This window comes from Pseudomonas sp. GW823-FHT02C05, from assembly GCF_058797595.1.
Genome location: NZ_JBXAJU010000001.1, coordinates 1,045,118 through 1,064,407, shown reverse-complemented (window position 1 = coordinate 1,064,407; position 19,290 = coordinate 1,045,118). Strand labels below are relative to the sequence as shown.

Annotated in this window: 13 protein-coding genes and 1 riboswitch; of the genes, 8 read left to right on the top strand and 5 right to left on the bottom strand. The window is 62.7% G+C overall.

From position 1 onward, the window contains the following. Positions 1–19: 19 nt before the first annotated feature. The 3 genes from AC1RGE_RS04960 to AC1RGE_RS04950 all read right to left on the bottom strand — a co-directional run bounded on the left by AC1RGE_RS04960 (position 20) and on the right by AC1RGE_RS04950 (position 7,415). On the bottom strand, positions 20–3,616 hold the full coding sequence (locus tag AC1RGE_RS04960; RefSeq protein WP_492583513.1) for a tetratricopeptide repeat protein: 3,597 nt from the start codon (positions 3,614–3,616) through the stop codon (positions 20–22). After that, on the bottom strand, positions 3,594–6,404 hold the full coding sequence (locus AC1RGE_RS04955) for a bifunctional glycoside hydrolase/polysaccharide deacetylase family protein (RefSeq protein ID WP_015635589.1): 2,811 nt from the start codon (positions 6,402–6,404) through the stop codon (positions 3,594–3,596). The genes AC1RGE_RS04960 and AC1RGE_RS04955 overlap by 23 nt, the downstream gene beginning before the upstream one ends. A gap of 78 nt (positions 6,405–6,482) precedes the next feature. Next, positions 6,483–7,415: an NAD-dependent epimerase/dehydratase family protein gene (locus AC1RGE_RS04950; RefSeq protein ID WP_011061259.1), complete on the bottom strand. Its 933-nt coding sequence runs from the start codon at positions 7,413–7,415 to the stop codon at positions 6,483–6,485. 362 nt (positions 7,416–7,777) lie between these two features. Then, positions 7,778–7,982: riboswitch (cobalamin riboswitch) on the top strand. A 110-nt stretch (positions 7,983–8,092) separates the two neighbouring features. On the opposite strand from AC1RGE_RS04950, the gene AC1RGE_RS04945 reads away from it, so the two are divergent. Both AC1RGE_RS04945 and AC1RGE_RS04940 read left to right on the top strand, forming a co-directional pair. Beyond that, positions 8,093–10,243 (top strand): TonB-dependent receptor, encoded by a 2,151-nt coding sequence (locus AC1RGE_RS04945; protein ID WP_492583511.1) that lies wholly within the window; start codon positions 8,093–8,095, stop codon positions 10,241–10,243. A 170-nt stretch (positions 10,244–10,413) separates the two neighbouring features. Further along, positions 10,414–10,713, top strand: a complete 300-nt coding sequence (locus AC1RGE_RS04940) for a DUF7693 family protein (protein ID WP_258718520.1) — start codon at positions 10,414–10,416, stop codon at positions 10,711–10,713. Between the two features lie 9 nt (positions 10,714–10,722). Here AC1RGE_RS04940 and AC1RGE_RS04935 read toward each other — a convergent pair whose 3' ends face one another. Beyond that, positions 10,723–11,064: a lipoprotein gene (locus AC1RGE_RS04935; RefSeq protein WP_015635586.1), complete on the bottom strand. Its 342-nt coding sequence runs from the start codon at positions 11,062–11,064 to the stop codon at positions 10,723–10,725. A 218-nt stretch (positions 11,065–11,282) separates the two neighbouring features. Between AC1RGE_RS04935 and AC1RGE_RS04930 the strand changes: the two genes are divergently transcribed. Beyond that, on the top strand, positions 11,283–11,543 hold the full coding sequence (locus AC1RGE_RS04930) for a hypothetical protein (protein WP_053151631.1): 261 nt from the start codon (positions 11,283–11,285) through the stop codon (positions 11,541–11,543). Between the two features lie 9 nt (positions 11,544–11,552). On the opposite strand, the gene AC1RGE_RS04925 is transcribed toward AC1RGE_RS04930, so the two are convergent. Continuing rightward, positions 11,553–11,996 carry a nuclear transport factor 2 family protein gene (locus AC1RGE_RS04925; RefSeq protein ID WP_492583509.1) on the bottom strand — a complete coding sequence of 148 codons (444 nt, stop codon included), beginning with the start codon at positions 11,994–11,996 and terminating at the stop codon, positions 11,553–11,555. 137 nt (positions 11,997–12,133) lie between these two features. Here AC1RGE_RS04925 and AC1RGE_RS04920 point away from each other — a divergent pair, with 137 nt between their 5' ends. The 5 genes from AC1RGE_RS04920 to AC1RGE_RS04900 all read left to right on the top strand — a co-directional run bounded on the left by AC1RGE_RS04920 (position 12,134) and on the right by AC1RGE_RS04900 (position 19,267). Further along, positions 12,134–12,754, top strand: a complete 621-nt coding sequence (locus AC1RGE_RS04920) for a TetR/AcrR family transcriptional regulator (protein WP_065364045.1) — start codon at positions 12,134–12,136, stop codon at positions 12,752–12,754. 111 nt (positions 12,755–12,865) lie between these two features. Further along, on the top strand, positions 12,866–14,608 hold the full coding sequence (locus AC1RGE_RS04915) for an HsdM family class I SAM-dependent methyltransferase (protein WP_492583507.1): 1,743 nt from the start codon (positions 12,866–12,868) through the stop codon (positions 14,606–14,608). Next, positions 14,605–16,260 (top strand): restriction endonuclease subunit S, encoded by a 1,656-nt coding sequence (locus tag AC1RGE_RS04910; protein ID WP_011061252.1) that lies wholly within the window; start codon positions 14,605–14,607, stop codon positions 16,258–16,260. Before AC1RGE_RS04915 ends, AC1RGE_RS04910 begins: the two co-directional genes overlap by 4 nt. Further along, positions 16,261–18,135, top strand: a complete 1,875-nt coding sequence (locus AC1RGE_RS04905; protein ID WP_492583505.1) for an AAA family ATPase — start codon at positions 16,261–16,263, stop codon at positions 18,133–18,135. Then, entirely contained in the window at positions 18,122–19,267 is a 1,146-nt protein-coding gene (locus AC1RGE_RS04900) for an HNH endonuclease (protein WP_053151618.1), read from the top strand. The genes AC1RGE_RS04905 and AC1RGE_RS04900 overlap by 14 nt, the downstream gene beginning before the upstream one ends. Positions 19,268–19,290 lie beyond the last annotated feature (23 nt).

The following is a 19,290-nucleotide window of genomic DNA, read 5'->3' as shown; positions in this document are numbered from 1 at the left end:
TCCTCTTTGAATTCCATGATCAGCGTCCGAAACGCACGCTGTAGCTGACACCTGCAGTGCCCCCGGACTTGCCTGCCCCGCCTTGCGGCGCGGACTGGTAGCCAAGGGTCACTGCCAATTCGTCATCCCCTATCACCTCGGTGCCGACACCGGTACTGATGGCGTAGTTGATGGTGTTGTCGGTCCACTGCCAGCCGGTGCTGACATCCACCAGCCAGGTGTATTGCCCCCGCGTGCGGTTCAGCGCCCCCGGGAAACCGCGCCGCCAGGAACTGCCGAAGAACAGCTGGCCGTAGCGCTTCTGCAGCAGGGTCTGGCTGGTGATCTGCTCCGGATTGTCGAGATCGGCCCCGGCCAGATCGATGCCTCCGCCCAGGGTATTGGCCAGGTCGGGCAGCGAACGGTTGTTCAGGCTGTTCTGCTGGTAGTCGATACCGCTGCGCAATTCCCAGTTCGGCCCTTCGAACTGCAAGGTGTGGTCGAACTCGATCTTCAACGCCTGGCCGCTGCCCAGGTCATCGCCGCCGCGGGTCGAGAACCAGCGCTGGGCCAGGTTCCAGGACAACTGGTCACGGGCCGAATAGCGATGCCGGCCGCCCACCCAGACATCATCCTGCTGGCCGAAGGTGCGCATGTATCCGCTGTCCTCGTTCTTGCGGTGCCAGTCGGCACCGACGTCCAGCTCGTTGCCGCTGTCCAGTTGCCAGGTGCGGCTGGCACCCAGGCCGTTGCGGTCATCGTCCTTGCGCAGGCTGCTGTCGAAGATCAGCTTGTAGTTGCCGTTCTCCAGCTGGCGCTGCAAGGTCAGTTCGGTGTTGGTCTCATTGCCCAGGCGCGACTCATCCAGCACATCGCCGCTGTAGCGGCCCTGCTCCAGGACCAGCTTGGCGTACCAGTTGTCTTTCAGATAGCGCGCGGCGGTCAGGCGCGGGCCGTTGAACACCAGGCCGCCGTAGTCCTGGCGCTCCCAGGCGATTTGCATACCCTGGGGCGTGCGCTCCGTCATCTCAATGGCCTGGCGGCGTAGTTGCTCGCGCAGCGCCGCCGGTTGCTCGTCACCCAGTGCCGAAAGGCCCACCGCCAGCGCTTCGCCGCTGCGACCCAGGCTGTTCAAGGCCTCGACCTGCTGCGCCGGGTCCAGGTCGCCGCTGGCCACCAGGCGCTCCAGGGCCTGGCGATTGCTGCCGCGCAGGGCTTCCTGGATCTGCTCGTAGCGGCTGACCTTCAGACCGCGGCTGCGGGCCCAGGCCAGCCACTCATCCTTTTGCACCGACTGATTGAGGTCATCCAGGCGCGCGAGGAACTGATCGAACCACAGCTGCAGCATCGGCTTGGAGCCGTCCTGCCATTGCATGGCCTTGTTCTGCGCCTTGCGTGACGAATAGCTGCTGGCCAGCAGGCGCAGCCAGGTGGCATAGCCCTGGGGCGTGGCGCGGATCTGCTCCGGGCTGACCTGGCGATCGAGCCGCAGGCGCAAGCGCTGGGCCGAGTCGGCATAACCGGCGCCCTCCAGGGCATCGGCATAGGCGGCCTGGACCATCCAGTCCCGGGGGTTGGCCTGCAAGTACAGGCGATACCAGGCCAGGGCCTCGGTATTGCGCCCGAGCAACTGGCTGGCGGCGGCGAACGGCAGCCACAGGCTGCTGTCACTGCGGGCCAGGGAGCGCCATTGCTGCAACAGCGGCTTGATCTCGCCCGTGCGGCCCAGATCGACATACAGCCACAGCAGCCGCTCACGGAAGGTGTTGTCGTCCGGGAAGCGGCTCAAGCCCTGTTGATACAGGCGCAGGGCCAGATCGGTCTGGCCCTGCTGCACCGCCAGCGCGGCGCGGGCGGCCAGCACCTGGGACTGGTCGCTGGCACCCGGGTACTGCTCGGCTTCCTTGAGCAAATCGACCACCAGAGGCCAGTCCTGGAGTTCCTGGGCCAGTTGCAGGGCGGCCACCAGGCGCTGCGGGCTGTGGCCCTGGCGCCAGCTGTCGACGGTCAATTGCAGGGCCTTGCGCGGATCGCGGGTGCGATACAGGGCAATCAGCTCGCTTTCGTCGCCTGTATTGAGCGAGCCCTTGATCGCCAGCATCTTCTCCAGCGCCAGCTGCAGCTCGTCGTCCAGTTCCAGGTCCCAGGCCAGGGCGGCGCGGGACTGCCAGTAGTTGAAGTCCTTGATCTTGTTGCCATCCACCGCGGTGATGACTTTCCAGGCCCCCTGGCTATCGAACAGCTTGAGGTGGTTGTTGGCCCAGTCCACACGTTCGGTGCTGGTCAGCGGATAGCGCTTGGCGAACTGGTTCCAGACCACCAGGCGCTGCGGGTACTGCTCGGTGTTTTCCAGGTTCTGCAACAGGCGCACCCAGGCCAGACGCTGTTTCGGGTATTTGGCGACATAGCGGCGCAGCCACTTTTCTGCCTCCTCGGGCGTCCCCCTGGACTCTTGCGCGTAGACCAGGGCATCGAGCTCGACGTTGGTCAGGGCGCGGCTGTCCATGATCCCCGCCAGCAGTGGGATGCCCCGGTCGAAGTCGTAGGTTTGCATCGCCAGGCGCCAGGTGTGCTCGAACTGCGCCGGGTCCTTGCTTAGCGTGCTCAGGCTGATCCAGTAGCCCAGGGCGGCGGCGGAGTCGCCCTGCCATTCGGCGAGATGGGCCATCTGCTCCAGCAACTGCGGGTCATCCGGCCGCTGTTCGAGCAGTTGCAGGCCCACCGCATGGGCGCCGGCCAGGTCACCGAAGGCCAGGCGCTGCTTGAATTCCTTGGCGAGGATTTCCGGGCTGTCGGGCTGCACCTTGCGCCAGGCACTGAAGAACTGTTCCGCCAGGTCCACGCGGTTGTGCGCCACGGCCACATCCACGCCGCGGTCCAGCAGCGCCGGTTCGAATGCCACGTCCGGCTGTGCGGCCAGCTCTCGGGCCAGCAGCTCCACTGCCTGATCGCCGCGATCGGCCGCCACCAGGGTGGTGAAGGCCTGTTGCAGAAACTGCCGACGCGCCTCGGGGGTCTGGCTGGCATCGAGCAACTGCACATAGAGATCGGCCGCGCGCCCCGGCTGTTCGCTGGCCTGGTACCACTTGGCGGCTTCAGGCAGCCACTGCTCGCGCCGTGTCGGGTCGCGCCGCGCCAGCTCGGCATAGGCATCCGCCGCCAGCCCCGGGGCCTGGGCGCTCAGGGCCAAAGTGGCCAGGCGCTCCAGTTGTGGCGATGGCAGCGGCTTGTAGTCAAAGGCCTTGAAACGTTCGGCCAGGGCCTGCAGGGCCGCGCTGTCGGTGCTGTTGTTCAGCGCCAGGGCATCGAGCTGCAAGCGGTAGTAGGCCTTGAGCGCCGGATCGGGCCGCTGCCACTGGGCCAGGTGTTTTTCCGCCTTGGGGTAGTCCCCCAGCTGAATCAGCAGGTCGAGCAGCTGGGTGCGCAGCTCATTGTTTTCCGGGTGTGCGGCCAGCAGCACCTCGGCGTAGCTGGCCGACACTTCGTCCGGCTGCCCGCCCTTGGGGCGGAACGCCTCTTCATTGCGAAAGGTTGCCCACAGCAGCACGCCGACGGCGATCGCCACCAGCAGCAAGGCCCAGGGGTTGAGCAGCCGCGCGCTGGGCGCCTTGGCCTTAGTTGCAGAGGAGTTGGGCATCACTCACCTGCTTCATGGGAAGTTGGAAATGCCACAGGCCCTGTTCGGACTTGCCGGCGTAGCGTTGGCCCTGGACCTCGACCCGACAGGCGCTGGCCGAACGCACCGAGAATTCCAGGTTGAACTGGCCGGCAAAGGAGAAGCTCACCTGCCGGTCATTGACATAGCGCCAGTCGCGCAGGGGAATATTGGCCAGCTCCAGTGCCGGGCGCGGATCGCGCTCGGGGCGCAGGGCCAACAGCGCATGATCGCTGCTCAAGGCTACATAGCGCCCCTGGGGCAAGTCGCGCACCCCGGCCACCCCCACCGAGCGGCCGAGGTCCGGCCAACCCAGCGCCGGGTCCAGGCGCAAGGTGCGCAGGCCGTCCATGCCGCGTACCTGCCAGTCGCCATTGGCGGTCCGCGCCAGGCTTGCCTGGTACAGGCCGTGGACCCGGTCCAGGTAGTCACTCATCCACAATGACAGCGGCTGCTGGCCACGCATGAACTGGTAGATGTCGGTCATGGCCTTGATCGACGCCTGCTTGGTACCCGAATAGAAGTGGTAGTACAGGTGGATGCCGCGCAGGCGCCGTGGGCTATCGGTCAGCTCGAAGGTGTCGATCACATCGCGAAAGCCGTAGTACGGGCCTTTCCAGAGGTTGGTGTACATGTTCTCGTTGATCACCGGAGCGTAGTACTGCAAGCCGCCCGAGGTCGGCCGCAACAGCGGGTACAGGCCGGTGAGCGATGAGTTGGCCTTGGTCAGGATGGTCTGCCCGCCGTTGACGTTTTTCAGCCCGGCGTCGTAGGCCAGCTTGATGGTCTCGGCGCTGGGCAGCGCATCCCCCGGCCAGAAGACCAGCTTCACCGGTTTCTGCGCGGTGGTCAGGCGGCTGTTGATGTAGTCCCGCGAGCCGAGGATCTCGCGCTTGTAATCCAGGGTCTTGTACCCCGGGATATTCAGGCGCAGGCCGTATTCGGCGTGGAAATCCTCGTCCTTCTTGGCCTTTTCCGGCTGCATGTAGAACGGGTGGCTGTAGGTGTGGGTGGCCACTTCGACCTTGGGGTCGGCGAAGATCTCCTGGGCGATGGGCTCCAGCTCCCGCGCCAGGAACGGCGACATGCCCTTGGGCCCGACTTCGCCTTCGATGATCGAGACCGAGGTCAGGAACGGGTTGGGACGAATGTAGTCGTCCAGCACCTGGCGCCCGGAATACGGGGTGCCACGCACTTCGGCATGGGACGGGAAACCGTCACCGTCGATATGCACCGTGGCGATCCGCCGACCGTTCTCGGTGGTGGTGTCCGGGCGTGGCTGGGACGGCAGGCGCAGGGCCTTCTGGATAAAGGCGAACGGGTCGAGGATCCAGCGGCTGCGCTCCACATTGGCCTCCACCACATAGGGGGCCAGGGCCATGCCGCCCCAGGCGGCGGTGGCCACCGGGACGTACTTGCCGCCCTTGTCATCGCCCAGCACCAGGGCTGGTTTCGGCCCGTCGGGCAGCAGGCTCACGCGGGTCAGTTCGCGGCTGCGCGCCACCACCGGAGCCTCGAAGGCGCCGATCAGGCTCTTGTCCTGGCTCAGCACATGCAGGGCATCGCGAGCCCCCGGCGCCGCCAGGTTCAGCCCCAGGCGCTTGAGCAGCGCCCGGTCCTCGATCGGCAGGCCGGCCATGATCGCCAGGGGCACCTGCTCATCCAGGCGCTGGCCGACCCAGCTATAGAAGGCACGGCTGTCCTCGGGCGGGCCGCTGGTCATCCACAGCACCACCCCGGCGTAAAGGCCGGCGAAGCTGTAGGCAGGCAGGCTGTCGTCCACCGGGAAGTAGTCCACCCGGTAACCCAGGTATTCCAGCAGGCCACCGAGCATGCGGTGCCCGGCGTGATCGTAGAGTTCCCCTTCGCGCGGGTCATAGAGCATGGCGATGCGCCGCGGCTGGACTTCCACCGTGCTCATGCTCAGGGCGTTGAGGTCCGGGGTGGTGACCACCGGGATAAAGCCTTCCTGGCTCAATTGCCGGACCAGCTTGCGCGCCTCTTCCCGACGGTTGGCCGGCAGGTAATCGATGGCCACCAGCGGGATGTTGCGTGCGCGCAGCGGCTTGAGTTCGCCTTCAAGCCAGGTGCGGTCGGCTTCGGAAACCGGGCGGTAACGCTTGGCCGAGGCATCCCAGCCGGCGTGGATGGATTCCACCGCCACGGCCGAGGCGACGCCATCGAGCTCGCCCAGTACCTCGAAGCCCCGGTTGAAGAACAGCTTGAGGTTGGGCAGCCGGCTGTGCAGTTCCCGCAGGAACGAGGCCAGGGCCTTGCGTTGCGGTTCGCGATCGGCCTCGGGGAGCAACTGGAAACTGTCCAGGGTGTCCAGGAACAGGCCGGCGTAGCCCTGGTCCTGCAGCGCCTTGGCACGCTTGAACAGGTGTTCGCGCCAGGCCGGGGTGGCGATGTCCATCACCTGGCTGTCCCAGGCCTTGTTGCGCACGGGGCTCGCGCCCTGGGCCAGGGCCTGCTTGGCCAGGGCAGCGCGGTTGCCGTCGAACTCCCCTACCGACAGGTAGGCGAACGGCTGGCTGCCGAGCTTGCGCAAGGTGGCGACATCGGCGCTGGCCATATGGCCGGGCTCGACCACTGCCCATTCGAACTGCGCCAGCTCCTGCAAGGGTGGCTGCTCGGCGTACCAGAACCCGACACTGGCGGGCGCCGCGGGCGCGGCCTGCACCAGGGTGTTGGTGGCACACAAGGCCAATGCGGTAAACAGGCGTCGAACCACTTTGCAGACATGCCCCCTGCGAAACTCGATATCCATAACTCACTCTTCAGTAGATCAATCTGCACAACATCAGGCTCTAGGGCAGCCGCCATGGCGCGCCCCTAAGGCAACGAACTAAAGGCTGCGGTAAAGCCGTTCCAGGCCCTCGGCCAGGCTGCTGGGCGTGCCCAGGTCGAAGCGCTCGCGCAAGCGGCGGTTGTCGGCCTTGGAATGGCGGATATCCCCGGAGCGGGTCGCGCCGTGGCTCACCTGCAGCGGCTTGCCGCTGATCTGCTGCAGGGCGCCAATCAGATCGTTGAGGGTGGTCACCCCGCCGAGCCCGACATTGGTGGCATCGGCTGCCGGCGCAGGGCATTCCAGGCCCTGCACCAGGATCTTCACCAGGTCCGCGACATAGACGAAGTCGCGGGTCTGCCCGCCATCGCCGAACAGGGTGATGGGCCGCCCGGCCTTGGCCCGCTCGCTGAAAATGCTGATCACCCCGGAGTACGGCGATGAAGGGTCCTGGCGCGGGCCGAAGATATTGAAAAAGCGCAGGATCACCGGTTCCAGCCCATGCTGGCGGCGGTAGAAGTCCAGGTAGTACTCGCTGGCGAGCTTGTCCGCCGCGTAGGGCGTGAGGGGAGATTTGGGGGTGTCTTCGGCAATCGGCGTGCCCTCGCCGTTATTGCCATAGACCGCCGCACTGGAGGCGAACACCACGCGGCGGATACCGGCCGCGGTCATCGCCTCGCACAGGCGCAGGGTGGCGATGAAATTGCTCTGGTGGGTGGCCACCGGGTCTTCGACCGAAGCCTGGACCGACGCCACAGCAGCCAGATGCACCACGGCATCGCAGCCCTGAACGGCATCCGCCAGGAGTGCCGCATCGGCGGCATCCCCCACCAGCAGTTCCAGGCCAGCATCGCCCATGGGCAGATTGCCGACCTTGCCCGTGGAAAGGTCGTCCAGAACCCGCACCGCATAACCCTTGGCCAGCAGTGCATCCACGAGGTGAGAACCGATAAAACCAGCGCCCCCAGTAACCAGTATCCGTTCGGCAGACATAGATCATTCCAAAGAGAAATATCGCGGCTACGCCGTCTGAAGCCAGCACAGCCAACGGATCAGCCCTGGCTACTTGCCATCCTGGCCGTCATGTTTTTAGTGGCTGCTCTGCGCCATAGGCTGTTTCGCCTATTTTCGGAGCAGAGTTCAGCGCTTTGGCGTCAAAAAAAACTCAAGATAATCAATCGCTCAGCGCCGACATACTGGGTCAGAAAAGCAAAATCGTCAATAATGCGTCGATATTTGTTGATTATTTAAGCGCCAGGAAAAATAGGTCAATATATTGACTTGCCTGGCATAAAGCGCTGAAACCGCCGCCGTAGCTGGCCACATGCCATTGACGCAAGGGCTCGGCAGTGCTCATATGCGCGCCAGTTTCAGGTGTCCCATGCCGCCGTGCATGGGGTTAAACGGGAAGCCGGTGCGTCATTTCGATGATCAGTCCGGCGCTGCCCCCGCAACGGTAAGCGAGCGAAGCATTCGACAGACCACTGTGCCAAGGCATGGGAAGGTGAATGCCTCATGACCCTCGCAAGCCCGGAGACCGGCCTGCAACTTCGTTTGACAACCCCGCGGTGGGCGGGCGCAGTCCGGTTTTCGTGGGCGCGGCTGCCCGCGATTCCCTATGCGTTGTTCCCTCCGGGATTCATTCATTCCTTACAAGTAGTAGGAATCGCATGTCCCGCACCTCCTTGCTGCAACACCTGGCGAGCCCCTCGCTGTGTTTCACCCTCCTGCCTTGCATGACCTACCCGGCCCTGGCACTGGCTGAACAGAAAACCTCCCTGGTCTTGCCCGAGACCCAAGTGAGCGGAGTCTCCAGCGCCCCGCAAACCTCTCTGGACACGCCCCTGCCCGCCGGCTCGCGGCTGAACCTCACGGCCCTGGAGACTCCGGCCAGCACCAGCAGCCTGGGCAACGACGCCATCAGCAACCGCAACAACCTCACGGTGCAGGATGCCGTCACCCGCTCCCCCGGCATCACCAGCATCGCCACCCCGGGCAACGGCAATACCGCACTGTCGGCCCGCGGCTTTACCGGGCACTCCTCGGTGATGACCCTGTTCGACGGCGCGCGCCTGTACACCGGCGCCGGCAGCCAGACCTTCCCGGTGGACCCGTGGATGGTCGAGCGCATCGACGTGATCCGCGGCCCGGCCTCGGTGCTGTACGGGGAAGGCGCCACCGGCGCGGTGATCAACGTGATTGCCAAGAAGCCCTTCGACGGTGAGATCCACAACCGCCTGCGCCTGGGCTATGGCTCCCATGATCGCCAGCAACTGGGCCTGGACAGCGGCGGCTCGCTGACCGACACCCTGAGCTACCGCCTGACCCTGAACCAGCAGCAGAGCAATGGCTGGGTCGACCAGGGCCAGTCACGCAGCCTGGCACTCAGCGCGGCGCTACGCTGGCAAGCCACCGACGACCTCGGTTTCACCCTGGCCCATGAGCGCGGTGAAAGCGAACCCGCCAGCTATTTCGGCACGCCGCTGATTGCCGGCCAATACCGCGACAGCCTGCGGGACAAGAACTACAACCTGCGCAACGCCGTGCAGCGCTACAACGACGAATGGACCCGGCTCAACACCGACTGGACCCTGAGCGACAACCTCAGCGCCAGCAACCAGCTCTACTACATCAAGAGCCGCCGCCACTGGCGCAACGCCGAAGCCTACAACTGGGTCAGCTCCCGGGAGCAGTTGTTGCGCGGCGACTACCTGGAGATCAAGCACGATCAGGAGCAGATCGGCGATCGCCAGAGCTTCACCTTCAACCACTCGCTGTTCGGCCTGGACAGCAGGACCGTGGTCGGCCTGGAGTACAACAGGATTCGCTTCGGCGTGGCCAACAACTCGCCCTACAAGGATATCGGTAGCGACTATATCGACCCGTGGAACCCGGCACCGGGCTACTTCCAGAGCCGCTCGCCCTTCTCGCCCCAGACCGACAGCAGCACCCGCACTTTCGCCCTGTTTGCGGAAAACCGCCTGCAACTGTCGGAGCGCTGGTCGCTGGTGACCGGCATCCGCCGCGACCAGAACCATATCGATCGCAGTGATCTGCGCGCCGGCACCCGCACCGATCGCAGCCTCACCGGCGGCAACTGGCGCGCCGGCCTGGTGTTCGCGGTCACCGATCAACTGTCGCTGTACGGCCAGTACTCCACCAGTGAAGACGGGGTCAGTAACCTGATCAGCCTCAACCCGAGCCGGTTGCAGATGGACCTGACCGAAGCCAAGCAGACCGAGTTCGGGCTCAAGCAGCAGTTCTGGAACGGCCGTGGCGAATGGACCCTGGCGGCCTACCACATTGTCAAGAAAAAGCTCTTGACCACCGATCCGGTGACCCGCCTGGCGCAGCAGGTCGGCCAGCAATCCGCCGACGGCCTGGAAACCTCGCTGGAGCTGGCCCTGGATCACGGCTGGCAAGTCTCGGCCAACGCCTCGGTGGTGCGCGCCGAGTACGACGACTTCGATGAGGTGGTCTCTGGCAAAGCGGTGTCCCGGGCCGGCAATCGCCCCACCAACGTGCCGCGACGCACCGCCAACCTGTGGCTGAACAAGGCCCTGGCCCCGAGCCTGGAAGCCGGCATGGGCCTGCGCTACGTCGATGCGCGTTATGCCAACACCGCCAATAGCGTCGATGTACCCGGCTACACGGTGCTGGATGCCAACCTCGGCTGGCAGGCCCTGCCCGACGTGCGCCTGGGCCTGCAGGTGAACAACCTGCTGGACCGGCGTTATGCCGCGGCGCAACAGAACAGCGGCCAGCAATGGCTGATGGGTGAACCGCGCTCGTTGTTCGTCACCGCCGACTACAGCTTCTGATCGAGGGGTTGCCGCAAGGCCCTGGGCTTTGCGGCGCCATTTCAGGCGTGCAGTGAGTTCGCCAGCCACTGGCCCGGGCCAGCGTCGGACAGCGACCAATCGACACTTGCACCCACGCAGTCGATGGATATCCTGAGCGCCTTTGTCCCTGCACTGCCCGCGAGAGCCCCATGCCCTGCCTGAATGCCCGAGATGTCTGCCAGCGCCTGCGCGATGCCGCCCTTGGCGTTTACCCCCTACGGCCCGGCGCCAGCCATTCGGGCGCTGGCCAGGTGCAGGTGGATATCGAGGGTTGGCAGTTGCTGCTGGATTTCGATGGCCGGCATCTGCATCACTGCCAGAGCTGCCGCAGCACCGAAGGCGATGTCTGGCAGCTCGATACGCGGCAACGCTTCGGCACCGACCCGGTGAGCCTGCTCAGTACCTGGGAGCTGGCGCAGATCGAGAAGTTACTGAAAGAGGCGGTTTAACACGGCTGGCTACAGGCATTCCTGGGCCGCGCGTTCGAAGCTCGACGGGGCGAAGCTGGAGGCCAGCAAGTGCCGCTCGTAGAGGAACACCTTGCCGCCATTGGGCGCCTTGTAGGCTTCCAGTACGTTGTCTGCCGCCACCTTGCTGGCAACGACGATGCGAAAACCGCGCTGGGTCTGGGAAACCGTCGGGCTCTGGGCGTTGCCTTGCAGCTTGGGCACCACGCACTCGGCATATTCGGCCGGGGTTTTCCGGGTCTGCATGACCAGCGTCGGGTCGTTGGGCGCGGTGGCGCAACCGGCCAGCAGCAAGGTGGCCAGGGTCATGGCGGGAGCAAATAGAGGGCGCATCGGTAAGTCCTGAAAATGTACAGCCTGGTTCGGTGCGCAACGGTTCAGCGTCACGGGCGCTGCCGTTGCGGTCATGGTTTTGGGTCGGGGGCGATTGTCCATGGTTGGCGCCCAAAGCAGAACTTGCGTTGCTTGATTGTCACTATTACTTGAACCGATAGTTGCCCCCCGGGCAGACTGCCCGGCAGCCCGACTACAACTAAAAAAAGGATTTCCCCATGCGCACCTTTGACTTGATTCGCGACGCCGTCCTCCCGGAATTCCGTGAGCGGGTGGCGGACTACCTGGTGGAGTACGAACAGGTGCTGGGTGACAGCAGCGCCGACCCGCAAAGTCTGCGGATCGCCGCCTATCAATTGCGTGGCTACCTGCGTGGCCTGAACACCACCCGGGTCCTGGGCATGGCCGACTGGGAAGAGCTGGACCGGCGGGTGCTGGAGACATGGCTGACCCCAGACGCCGGTGAAACACTCGAATAACCCGCAGTATCAGGGCGCCGGCAGCGCGCCCTTGCTGGCAGCAAGATAGCTGGACAAACGCTTGCCCATTTCCTCTCCCAGGGCCTGCAATCCGCTCATGGGGCGCACCATGACTTCGAATTCGACAATCTTGCCGCCCTCGTCAAAGCGGATCATGTCGATGCCCTTGACCTGTTTGTCGCCGACTCGAGCACTGAACTCCAGCACCACGTTCAGGCCATCGGCGGAGGCCAGCTCACGGTGATAGGCGAATGCCTCGAAGACATTGAGCACCGTGCCAAGGATGGTCGCCACGACCTGGGCTCCCGGGTAGGCGGTATGAGCCATGGGCGAGCGAAACACCACCTTGGGGTCCAGCAGTTCGGGCAAGTCACGCAGGTCTTGCTCGGCGACCATGGCGTGCCAGCGTTGCAAGGATGCGTGGGCCTGAGGCTGAAGCTTGAGTTCGGACATGGGATTGATCCTGGGGTTGTCTTGTTGTAGTGGTGCCCAGGCTACGAGCCAATCTTAGCATCGTCAAGATTGTTGCCCATGATAGGATTCCGGCGTTTTTCCGCCTTCCAGTCGAAGCCATTCGGGGCCCTCCTGACATGACCAAGCACTCCCCGCGGTCGCGGGACGCCTACCACGTGGGCAATCTGGCACCACAGTTGCTCAAAGCGGCCCGACACATGCTTGAGCAAGTGGGTCCGACCAAGCTGTCGCTGCGGGCGGTTTCCGAACGGGTCGGGGTCAGCGCCACGGCGGCCTACCACCACTACGCCAATCGCGCGGAGCTCATCGGTCACCTGGCGGCTCAAGGCTTTCGCGAGCTGGCCCAAGAGCTGCCCACGCACGGCTCCGAGAACGGCTTGCAGGCATTGCGCAACGCCTGCCTGGCCTATTTCAGCTTCGCCCGCGCCAACCCGGCGCTGTACCAGCTGATGTTCGGCCCCGAGTTTGCCGACGGCCAGATGCCCCTTGAACTGCATGGCGCTCGTGACCAGGCTTTCAGCGAACTGCGGCGGATCGTCGCCGAAGTCCTAGAGCTGGACATGGAGCAACCCGAGGTTCGCCGAGCCGCCCTCGCCGGCTGGTCCTATACCCACGGCCTGGCGTCGCTGGTGATCCATCGCGTCCTGATTTTTCCCGCCGGCACCACCGACCAGCGCTTCGTCGACAGCACCCTGCAAGGCTTGCTGCAACTGTTCCAGGTCGAAAAAGGGACATAGACTGCCCGGTGCCTGGTTCGAAACACCCATGGCTGCCGGCAGCTCATTGCATTGCCCACTTATACTTGCCGCCGTTTCGCTGCACAGCAGCCCCTATCGCAAAGGACTACGATGCTGCCTCTTGAGATCAAGAACAAAGCTGCTTCGCTCTGGGACCTGGTTTCCGGTGCTGGATTGGCCTCCTCGCCCTACGTGGCGCTTGAACAGATTGCCTGCCTGATATTTCTCAAACGCCTGGATGACATTGCCTCTGCGGACGATGAAGAGGGACTGCCGTCGGTCTTTCAAGTGCTCATGCCTGATGAGGTCCACCCCCCGAACAAGCATCACTCGTTCTGGAAGAACTTGCTGATGCATCGAGACCCTGGCACTTACTTGAATGACCAGATTTTTCCGTGGCTGCGCAGCCTGGAAATGCGAACCGGCAACTATCCATCCCTGGCCAAGCGTCTGGGCCTGAATGGCATGCTGAGTGACGCCTACTTTCAGCTCGACCCGAGCAAAAGCCAGGCTCTCACGGGCTTGGTGCACGCCATTGACGAGCTGTTTCCCTACCCCGGGCAGAAGCGCCAGGAAGGGTTTTCACCCGGGGAAGTGTTCGAGTATCTGTTTACCCAAGGCTCGACCAGCAGCAACATCGGTCCTCTTGTCACCGCGCGACATATAACCCGATTCATGGTGGCCCTGCTGGCCCCCCTGCCCGGGCAACGGATCATCGACCCTGCTGCCGGCACGGGCGGTTTTATGGTTAGTGCTCAGCAATACATGCTATCCAGGCATGCCAGGTTGTCGGCCGCTACCAAAAAACAGATCCATAACGGCCATTCCCTGGTGGGCATCGACCTCAGCCATACCCTGGCCCGGATTGGCTGGGTCAATCTCCTGCTGCATGACATCGAGTCGCCACAATGCATGCAAGGTAACAGCCTGGTCACCGGTGACTCTCAAGGGGCTGCGGGCCGCTGGCTGAAAGAGAGTTACGACTTTGTCCTGAGCGACCTGCCATTTGGCGGCCGGATCGACCCGCAGGAAGCTGCTGGCGCAAACTACCTGCCCTTCTATGCCCGGGATGATCAGGGCAACCGTTCCGATAAGGTTGAGCTGCTGTTTGTCTGGCGCGCCTTGAACCTGTTGCAGGTTGGCGGCAGCGCGGCGCTGATCATTCCTCAGAACCTGTTGGTTGGCCGTTCGCAAGCCCAGATCGACCTGCGGCGCGAACTGCTTTCCAGGCATTCAGTGGAAGCCGTGATTCTGTTGCCGGGAGCGATTTTCAATCCTTACACCGGGATCAAGGCGGCGATACTGGTGGTGCGCAAGGTAACCGACCATCAAGCGCTGGCCTCGCCACACGTTGCACCACCACAAACCGACGCTGTCTGGTTTTACGAGGTGACTCAGGATGGGCACTCGATGGACCACAAGCGCAAGGAGCTGCCCGCTGACGCGGACAATGACTTGTTCGATGCCTTCGTGCATTTCCGAAGACGTCAACTGAGTGCAGAGCTCTGGGAGCGCGGAAGGGATCTATATTTCCAAGCCGGTGCCGAAGAAGGTCCTTATTGGACGTCCCTCCATAACGTAATCGAGCGCAGCAGCACCCAAGTCAAACAGTGGCTGGTTCCTGTACGTCGCAAGTTAAGAGGTTCCGAAGCTCTATTTCCCGACTCGCTGGACCCAGACTGCATCGAGGCCAAGGACTGGAGCCTGGACATTGATGATTACAAGGTCATTGAACAACCCAAATCCGCCGGTGAGAACACAGCCTTGCAGTTGATCGATGAGCTAGAGCAGTTGGAACTCAAAGTCATTGAACAACTGCGCCAGTTGCGAGACGAGATCGGAGAGGTGCAATGACCCTGCCCCCCTCCTGGAAAGAAGTCGGGCTACTGGACGTTTGCGAGCTGAATCCGCGCATACAGCGCCCGGAGCCAGAGACCCCGGTGACCTTCTTTCCCAAGTCACTCATCACCGAGTTGACTGGTCCCAGCCTGAATTCCAGCATTCAGGCCTATGGCGAGACTTCCCGCCAGGGCGTGCTGTTCAAAAATGGGGATGTGTTGATCGCCACCCGTGGCCGAGACGCCATGCAAGCGACAATAGTCTCGGGGCTGGTCACCGAACTTGGCCTTGCTCAATACTTCCTGGCCCTGCGCGCCGGTCCGCAGATACGCCCTGCCTTCTTGCTGCACTTCATCCAGCAGCCTTGGGTCCAGAAGGCAGCGTTGAACACCAATAGAGGCACGCAAAGCCAACTGAGCATTCCGCTCAGTTTTTTCAAAAACCTGTCCATTCCAGTGCCACCGCTGCAAGAGCAGGACTACCTTATCCAACTGCTGCAGAAGGCCTCGCTGGAGCCTTATCAGGACGCACTGAACAAAGTCATTGACCTATCCGATGCTCTGGCCTTGCAACTGTTGGTTTCTGGAGAGAAGGCTCAGGCCTGGCCCAGGGTCAAGTTATCTTCAATCTGCGAGTTCAGCCCTGCGGGAGCCCATCCCAAGAAGTACCAGGGGCCTTCCAGGACAGAGCTGTTTTCCCCGCGAAGCTTTGACCACATAACCGGTCAGGTAGAGCCGCAAAGGCTCAAGCTCGAAGAACTGCCCCCTACCTGCGCCGAAGTCCAGGCCGATGACGTACTGTTTACACTCAATCAGAGCTTCAGGTCACGGGGCATTGCCTTCGCTGTCACCCCTGATGAATACGCAACGCCCCTCGCCTCGGCGGCCTTCCAGGTGCTACGCCCTAATACCAAGGTTCTACTGGCGGACTATCTGGCCTGCTTCATAAGGTTGTCGTGGCTGCGTCAGCATGTGCCGGCATCAGTACTAAGAAGCATCCCCGGACGGATCTACCGCTCTTTCTTTGAGCGCCTTGAGCTGCCATTACCCCCTCTCGACCAGCAAAAGCCGATCGTCAACCTGTTACGTAAAGTCCCGATCGAGCGGATCAACGATGCCCTGGAAACGGCGCGGCGGCTTGGCGAGGCCATGCTGACGGAGGCCTTTTCCTCCAGTCTTTCGGCTAAATGGCGAGCTCAACAGCAAACCCGGGGCATTGCGGAGCCATCGCCGCCACGCCTCGTGCTCCCTGTGCTGCCCGAGGTTCCCGAGCCCGTCAGAAGTGTCTCGCGCAGCGCACGTACGACAGTCGCCGCCCAGCTCTCGAGCTTCCAGTCCCAGGTCTGGAAAGAGCTGAGTGAACTGCCGTTCCCCTTGGTGATAGATGATCAGGATGCGGTCGAAGCCTTTTGCCACAGCCTAGTGTCTGCACAACATCAATCAGGGTTATCGACGGTGTCCCTGCACCGAACCCTGGAACAGATCGCAGCGCTGGGGCTGATCCGCAAAATGAGCATTCCGGGATCAGGTACAGGCACCGAGGGTGAGTTCATGACGGCATTCAGGAGCTATCGGATCAACGACTCGGGGCGCGTCGAGGAAGACAGCGCCATGCAGGATGCAAAGCGCTTTCGCGACAGCGTCAGCCGTTCGAACAAGGGACAATAAATGCGTTTGCGTTATTTGAATCTGAACCTCTACGCCCCCCTGAGCCAGCTCAAGGTGTGTTTCGCTCAGGATGCGCCCTGGGAAGCCCTGGTCCAGGATCAGCCACAACCTTGCGCCATCCATTTCGTGGTGGGCCTCAATGGCAGTGGCAAAAGCCATCTGCTGCGCGCCATCGCCTCGATCTATATCGCCCTGGCCGATGGCCGGCTGCCTGGCTTCGCCTTCACCTTGGTCTATGAACTGGGCACGGTCGCCAGCGGCAAGCTGCGCAGCGTGATTTTCAAGAGCTCAGGAACTGCTGCGTCCACCAGCCTGTGGCAGGCAGAGGGCGAGCCCATTGCAAAAAACGCGGGCAGCGCCGATTTCGAGGCACTCATCGAACAACTGGGTACAGAGCGGTTGCCACTGTTCACGCCACGAATCAAGGAAGGTGATTATCCGCAAACCGTGACGGACCTGCTGCCCAAGGTGCTGGCCTACACCTCCGGCTCCTGGAGGCCGTGGCAGGACATCTGGCGCCCGCCGCTGGAGCAGGTGGCTAGCGCCTTGCGCTTCAAGCCCGATGAGCAATACCCCTTCGAACTGGAACGTCCTGTTGGCTGGACCTACCAGGATGAGGCGTCATTGAATGGCACCGAGCCTGCCCCGCAGGATCAGTCTCCCCTGCCCCATGGCAAGGACGAGGCCAGTGACCAGCTCGATCGTCCGATCCTGCTGAGCGACGGCCGTCCGGATGCCGCGTTGCTGGCCGTGGTCCTGCAGGACCTGATGCAGCAACGCCCGCAGGAAGGTAACGATCGCGGGCTAAGCGGGTTATTCGCCAAGGCCGGCTGGCATCGGCTCGTCAGTGTGCGCTTGCGATTGGACCTGCACCGGGCCCTGGCGGCACCGCGGGCCTTGCAAAGCAAAATGCACGACCTGCTGCTGGTGGCCGGCGAGGTGCTTGCCCTACCCGATCCCGGCGATCGCCTGCGGGTATTGCACTTTGATGTGGACGCCCCGGTTCCAGCCGTAGATAAAAGCCAGTACCTGAACCAGCAACTGTCGCAGGCGGCCACTCAGGATCAGGCCCTGACCCTGATGCTGGGAGAGGCAAACCAGAGTGCGTTCAGCCGTTTCAACGAGTTGTCCCGGTGGCTGGCCGTTGGCCTGATCGACGGCATCGAAATGTCATTGCGGCGCAATGAAAAGCCTGAGGACGAGTTCGCCAACGACAGTGGGGTCATGAGCTACTCCGACCTTTCCGATGGCGAGCAGATGGTGCTGCGACGCTGGGCGCTGTTCCATCTGCTTGCGGGTCAGCAGGATGCCCTGCTGCTGCTCGATGAGCCGGAAACCCACTTCAACGACGCCTGGAAGCGCGAGATTGTCAGCAATATCGAGCAAGCCATGGGCGAGGATGCCAGCAGCGTACTGATTGCCAGCCATTCGGCCATCGTGCTGTCGGATGTGTTCGATGAGGAAATCATCTTTATCAAGAAAGGAGAGGATGGCAGCTCTTCGGCCAATCAGGTCAGCACCCGCACATTCGCCACGGATCCCGGGGCGCTGATGATGAATCTGTTTCACACGCAAGACAGTATCGGTAGCCGTGCGCAGCGGCGTATCGAAACCTTTCTCGACCATGTGGAGCAAGTGCAGGTACCCACCGCCGAGCAAATAAAGCAACTCAGGGCGGTGGTCAATCGGCTTGGCACCGGTTTTTATCGCTCCGAACTGCGCGCCCGGCTAAATCACTGGGAGCAGACCGAGGACGCTCGAACCCTCAATGCCTTGATCGAACATGTGAAGTCGGATGACTTGAAAGCCGATCTGCATGGCTTGATCGACAAGCTCCAGGCCGCCAACAAAGGCCGGGGTGATGCCGATGCTTAAACCCATAGAGCCAGTCGGCTGCTCCGCGGCCTTGAGGGCATGCCAGAACATGATGCATGTGTTTGCCCTGTGGTTGTGCCAGCCTACGACCCGGGCAGCGCAATTGACGGCTGCCGACTTGCAGACGCTGCCCCTGAGCCTGGAAGAAAGCCGTTGGCTGTGGGGCTTTCTGAACAAGAAGCTCAATCGCCACAAGCTTCTGGAGCGGGCCGCCCACCTGGCCGAACTCAATGACACGCAGAAGGACCGCCTGCGTGACTGGATCAATGCAACCAGCCGGATTGGCCGATACTTCGAGGCCGCGCCCATCGCTCCTGCGATGCCAGTGGGTTACCCCTTCGCTGGCGACCCGTATGCCAAAGCCCACCAAAAAAACCTCCAGGACCTGATGGAGGCGTTCTACAACAAGGGGCTTAAAGACGGACTGCCCTACCTTGCCGACGGTACGCCTACCGGTGAGCGCAGCTCGCTCCTGAAATACCAGCACTTCTGCGACAGCTTTCTTGCGCTTCACAAGGGTGACAAGGACCAGGACGCCCGGCATGTCTGTGTGATGTGCGGAGGTGAGCTGCGCAATGTCGAAGTCGACCATTGGATACCCAAGAGTGCCTACCCCTTGCTGGCGGTGTGTGCGGAGAATCTGGTCCCCATCTGCGGCGAGTGCAATGGTCCACAGAACAAGGCTGCACATCCCGTGCACAGCGGCGGCTCCTTTGAGGAGTGGTTCCACCCCTACAGGCGTAACCCCGCCGGCACGCTCAAGCTGGAGTTCAACGACACCAAGCTCAGCGTCATGCTCAAGAGCACCCGCGCAGCCGATGCGCAACGGGTCCACAACTTGAACAGGCTCCTGCACCTGGAAGATCGCTGGACCCGAGAGCTCAAGGGCGAGAACCGCAAGCTGTACAAGTCCATCCTGACCCGGCAGCGAAAAAACGATGCCCCAACGACGACCCAAAGTCTCTATCAACAGGTGAAGGACTGGACCAATGGGCTCAGTCAAACCGAGCCCAACTATGAAGTGCACCAGGCCTTGGCCAAGGCCTTGTGTGACCCACGACGAATTGCCGCCTGGAAGCGAGACCTGGACGATGCATGGAATGAGGACCGCAAAAAGCCCCTCACAACTTGAACTTCAGTCGACACCCACTCATC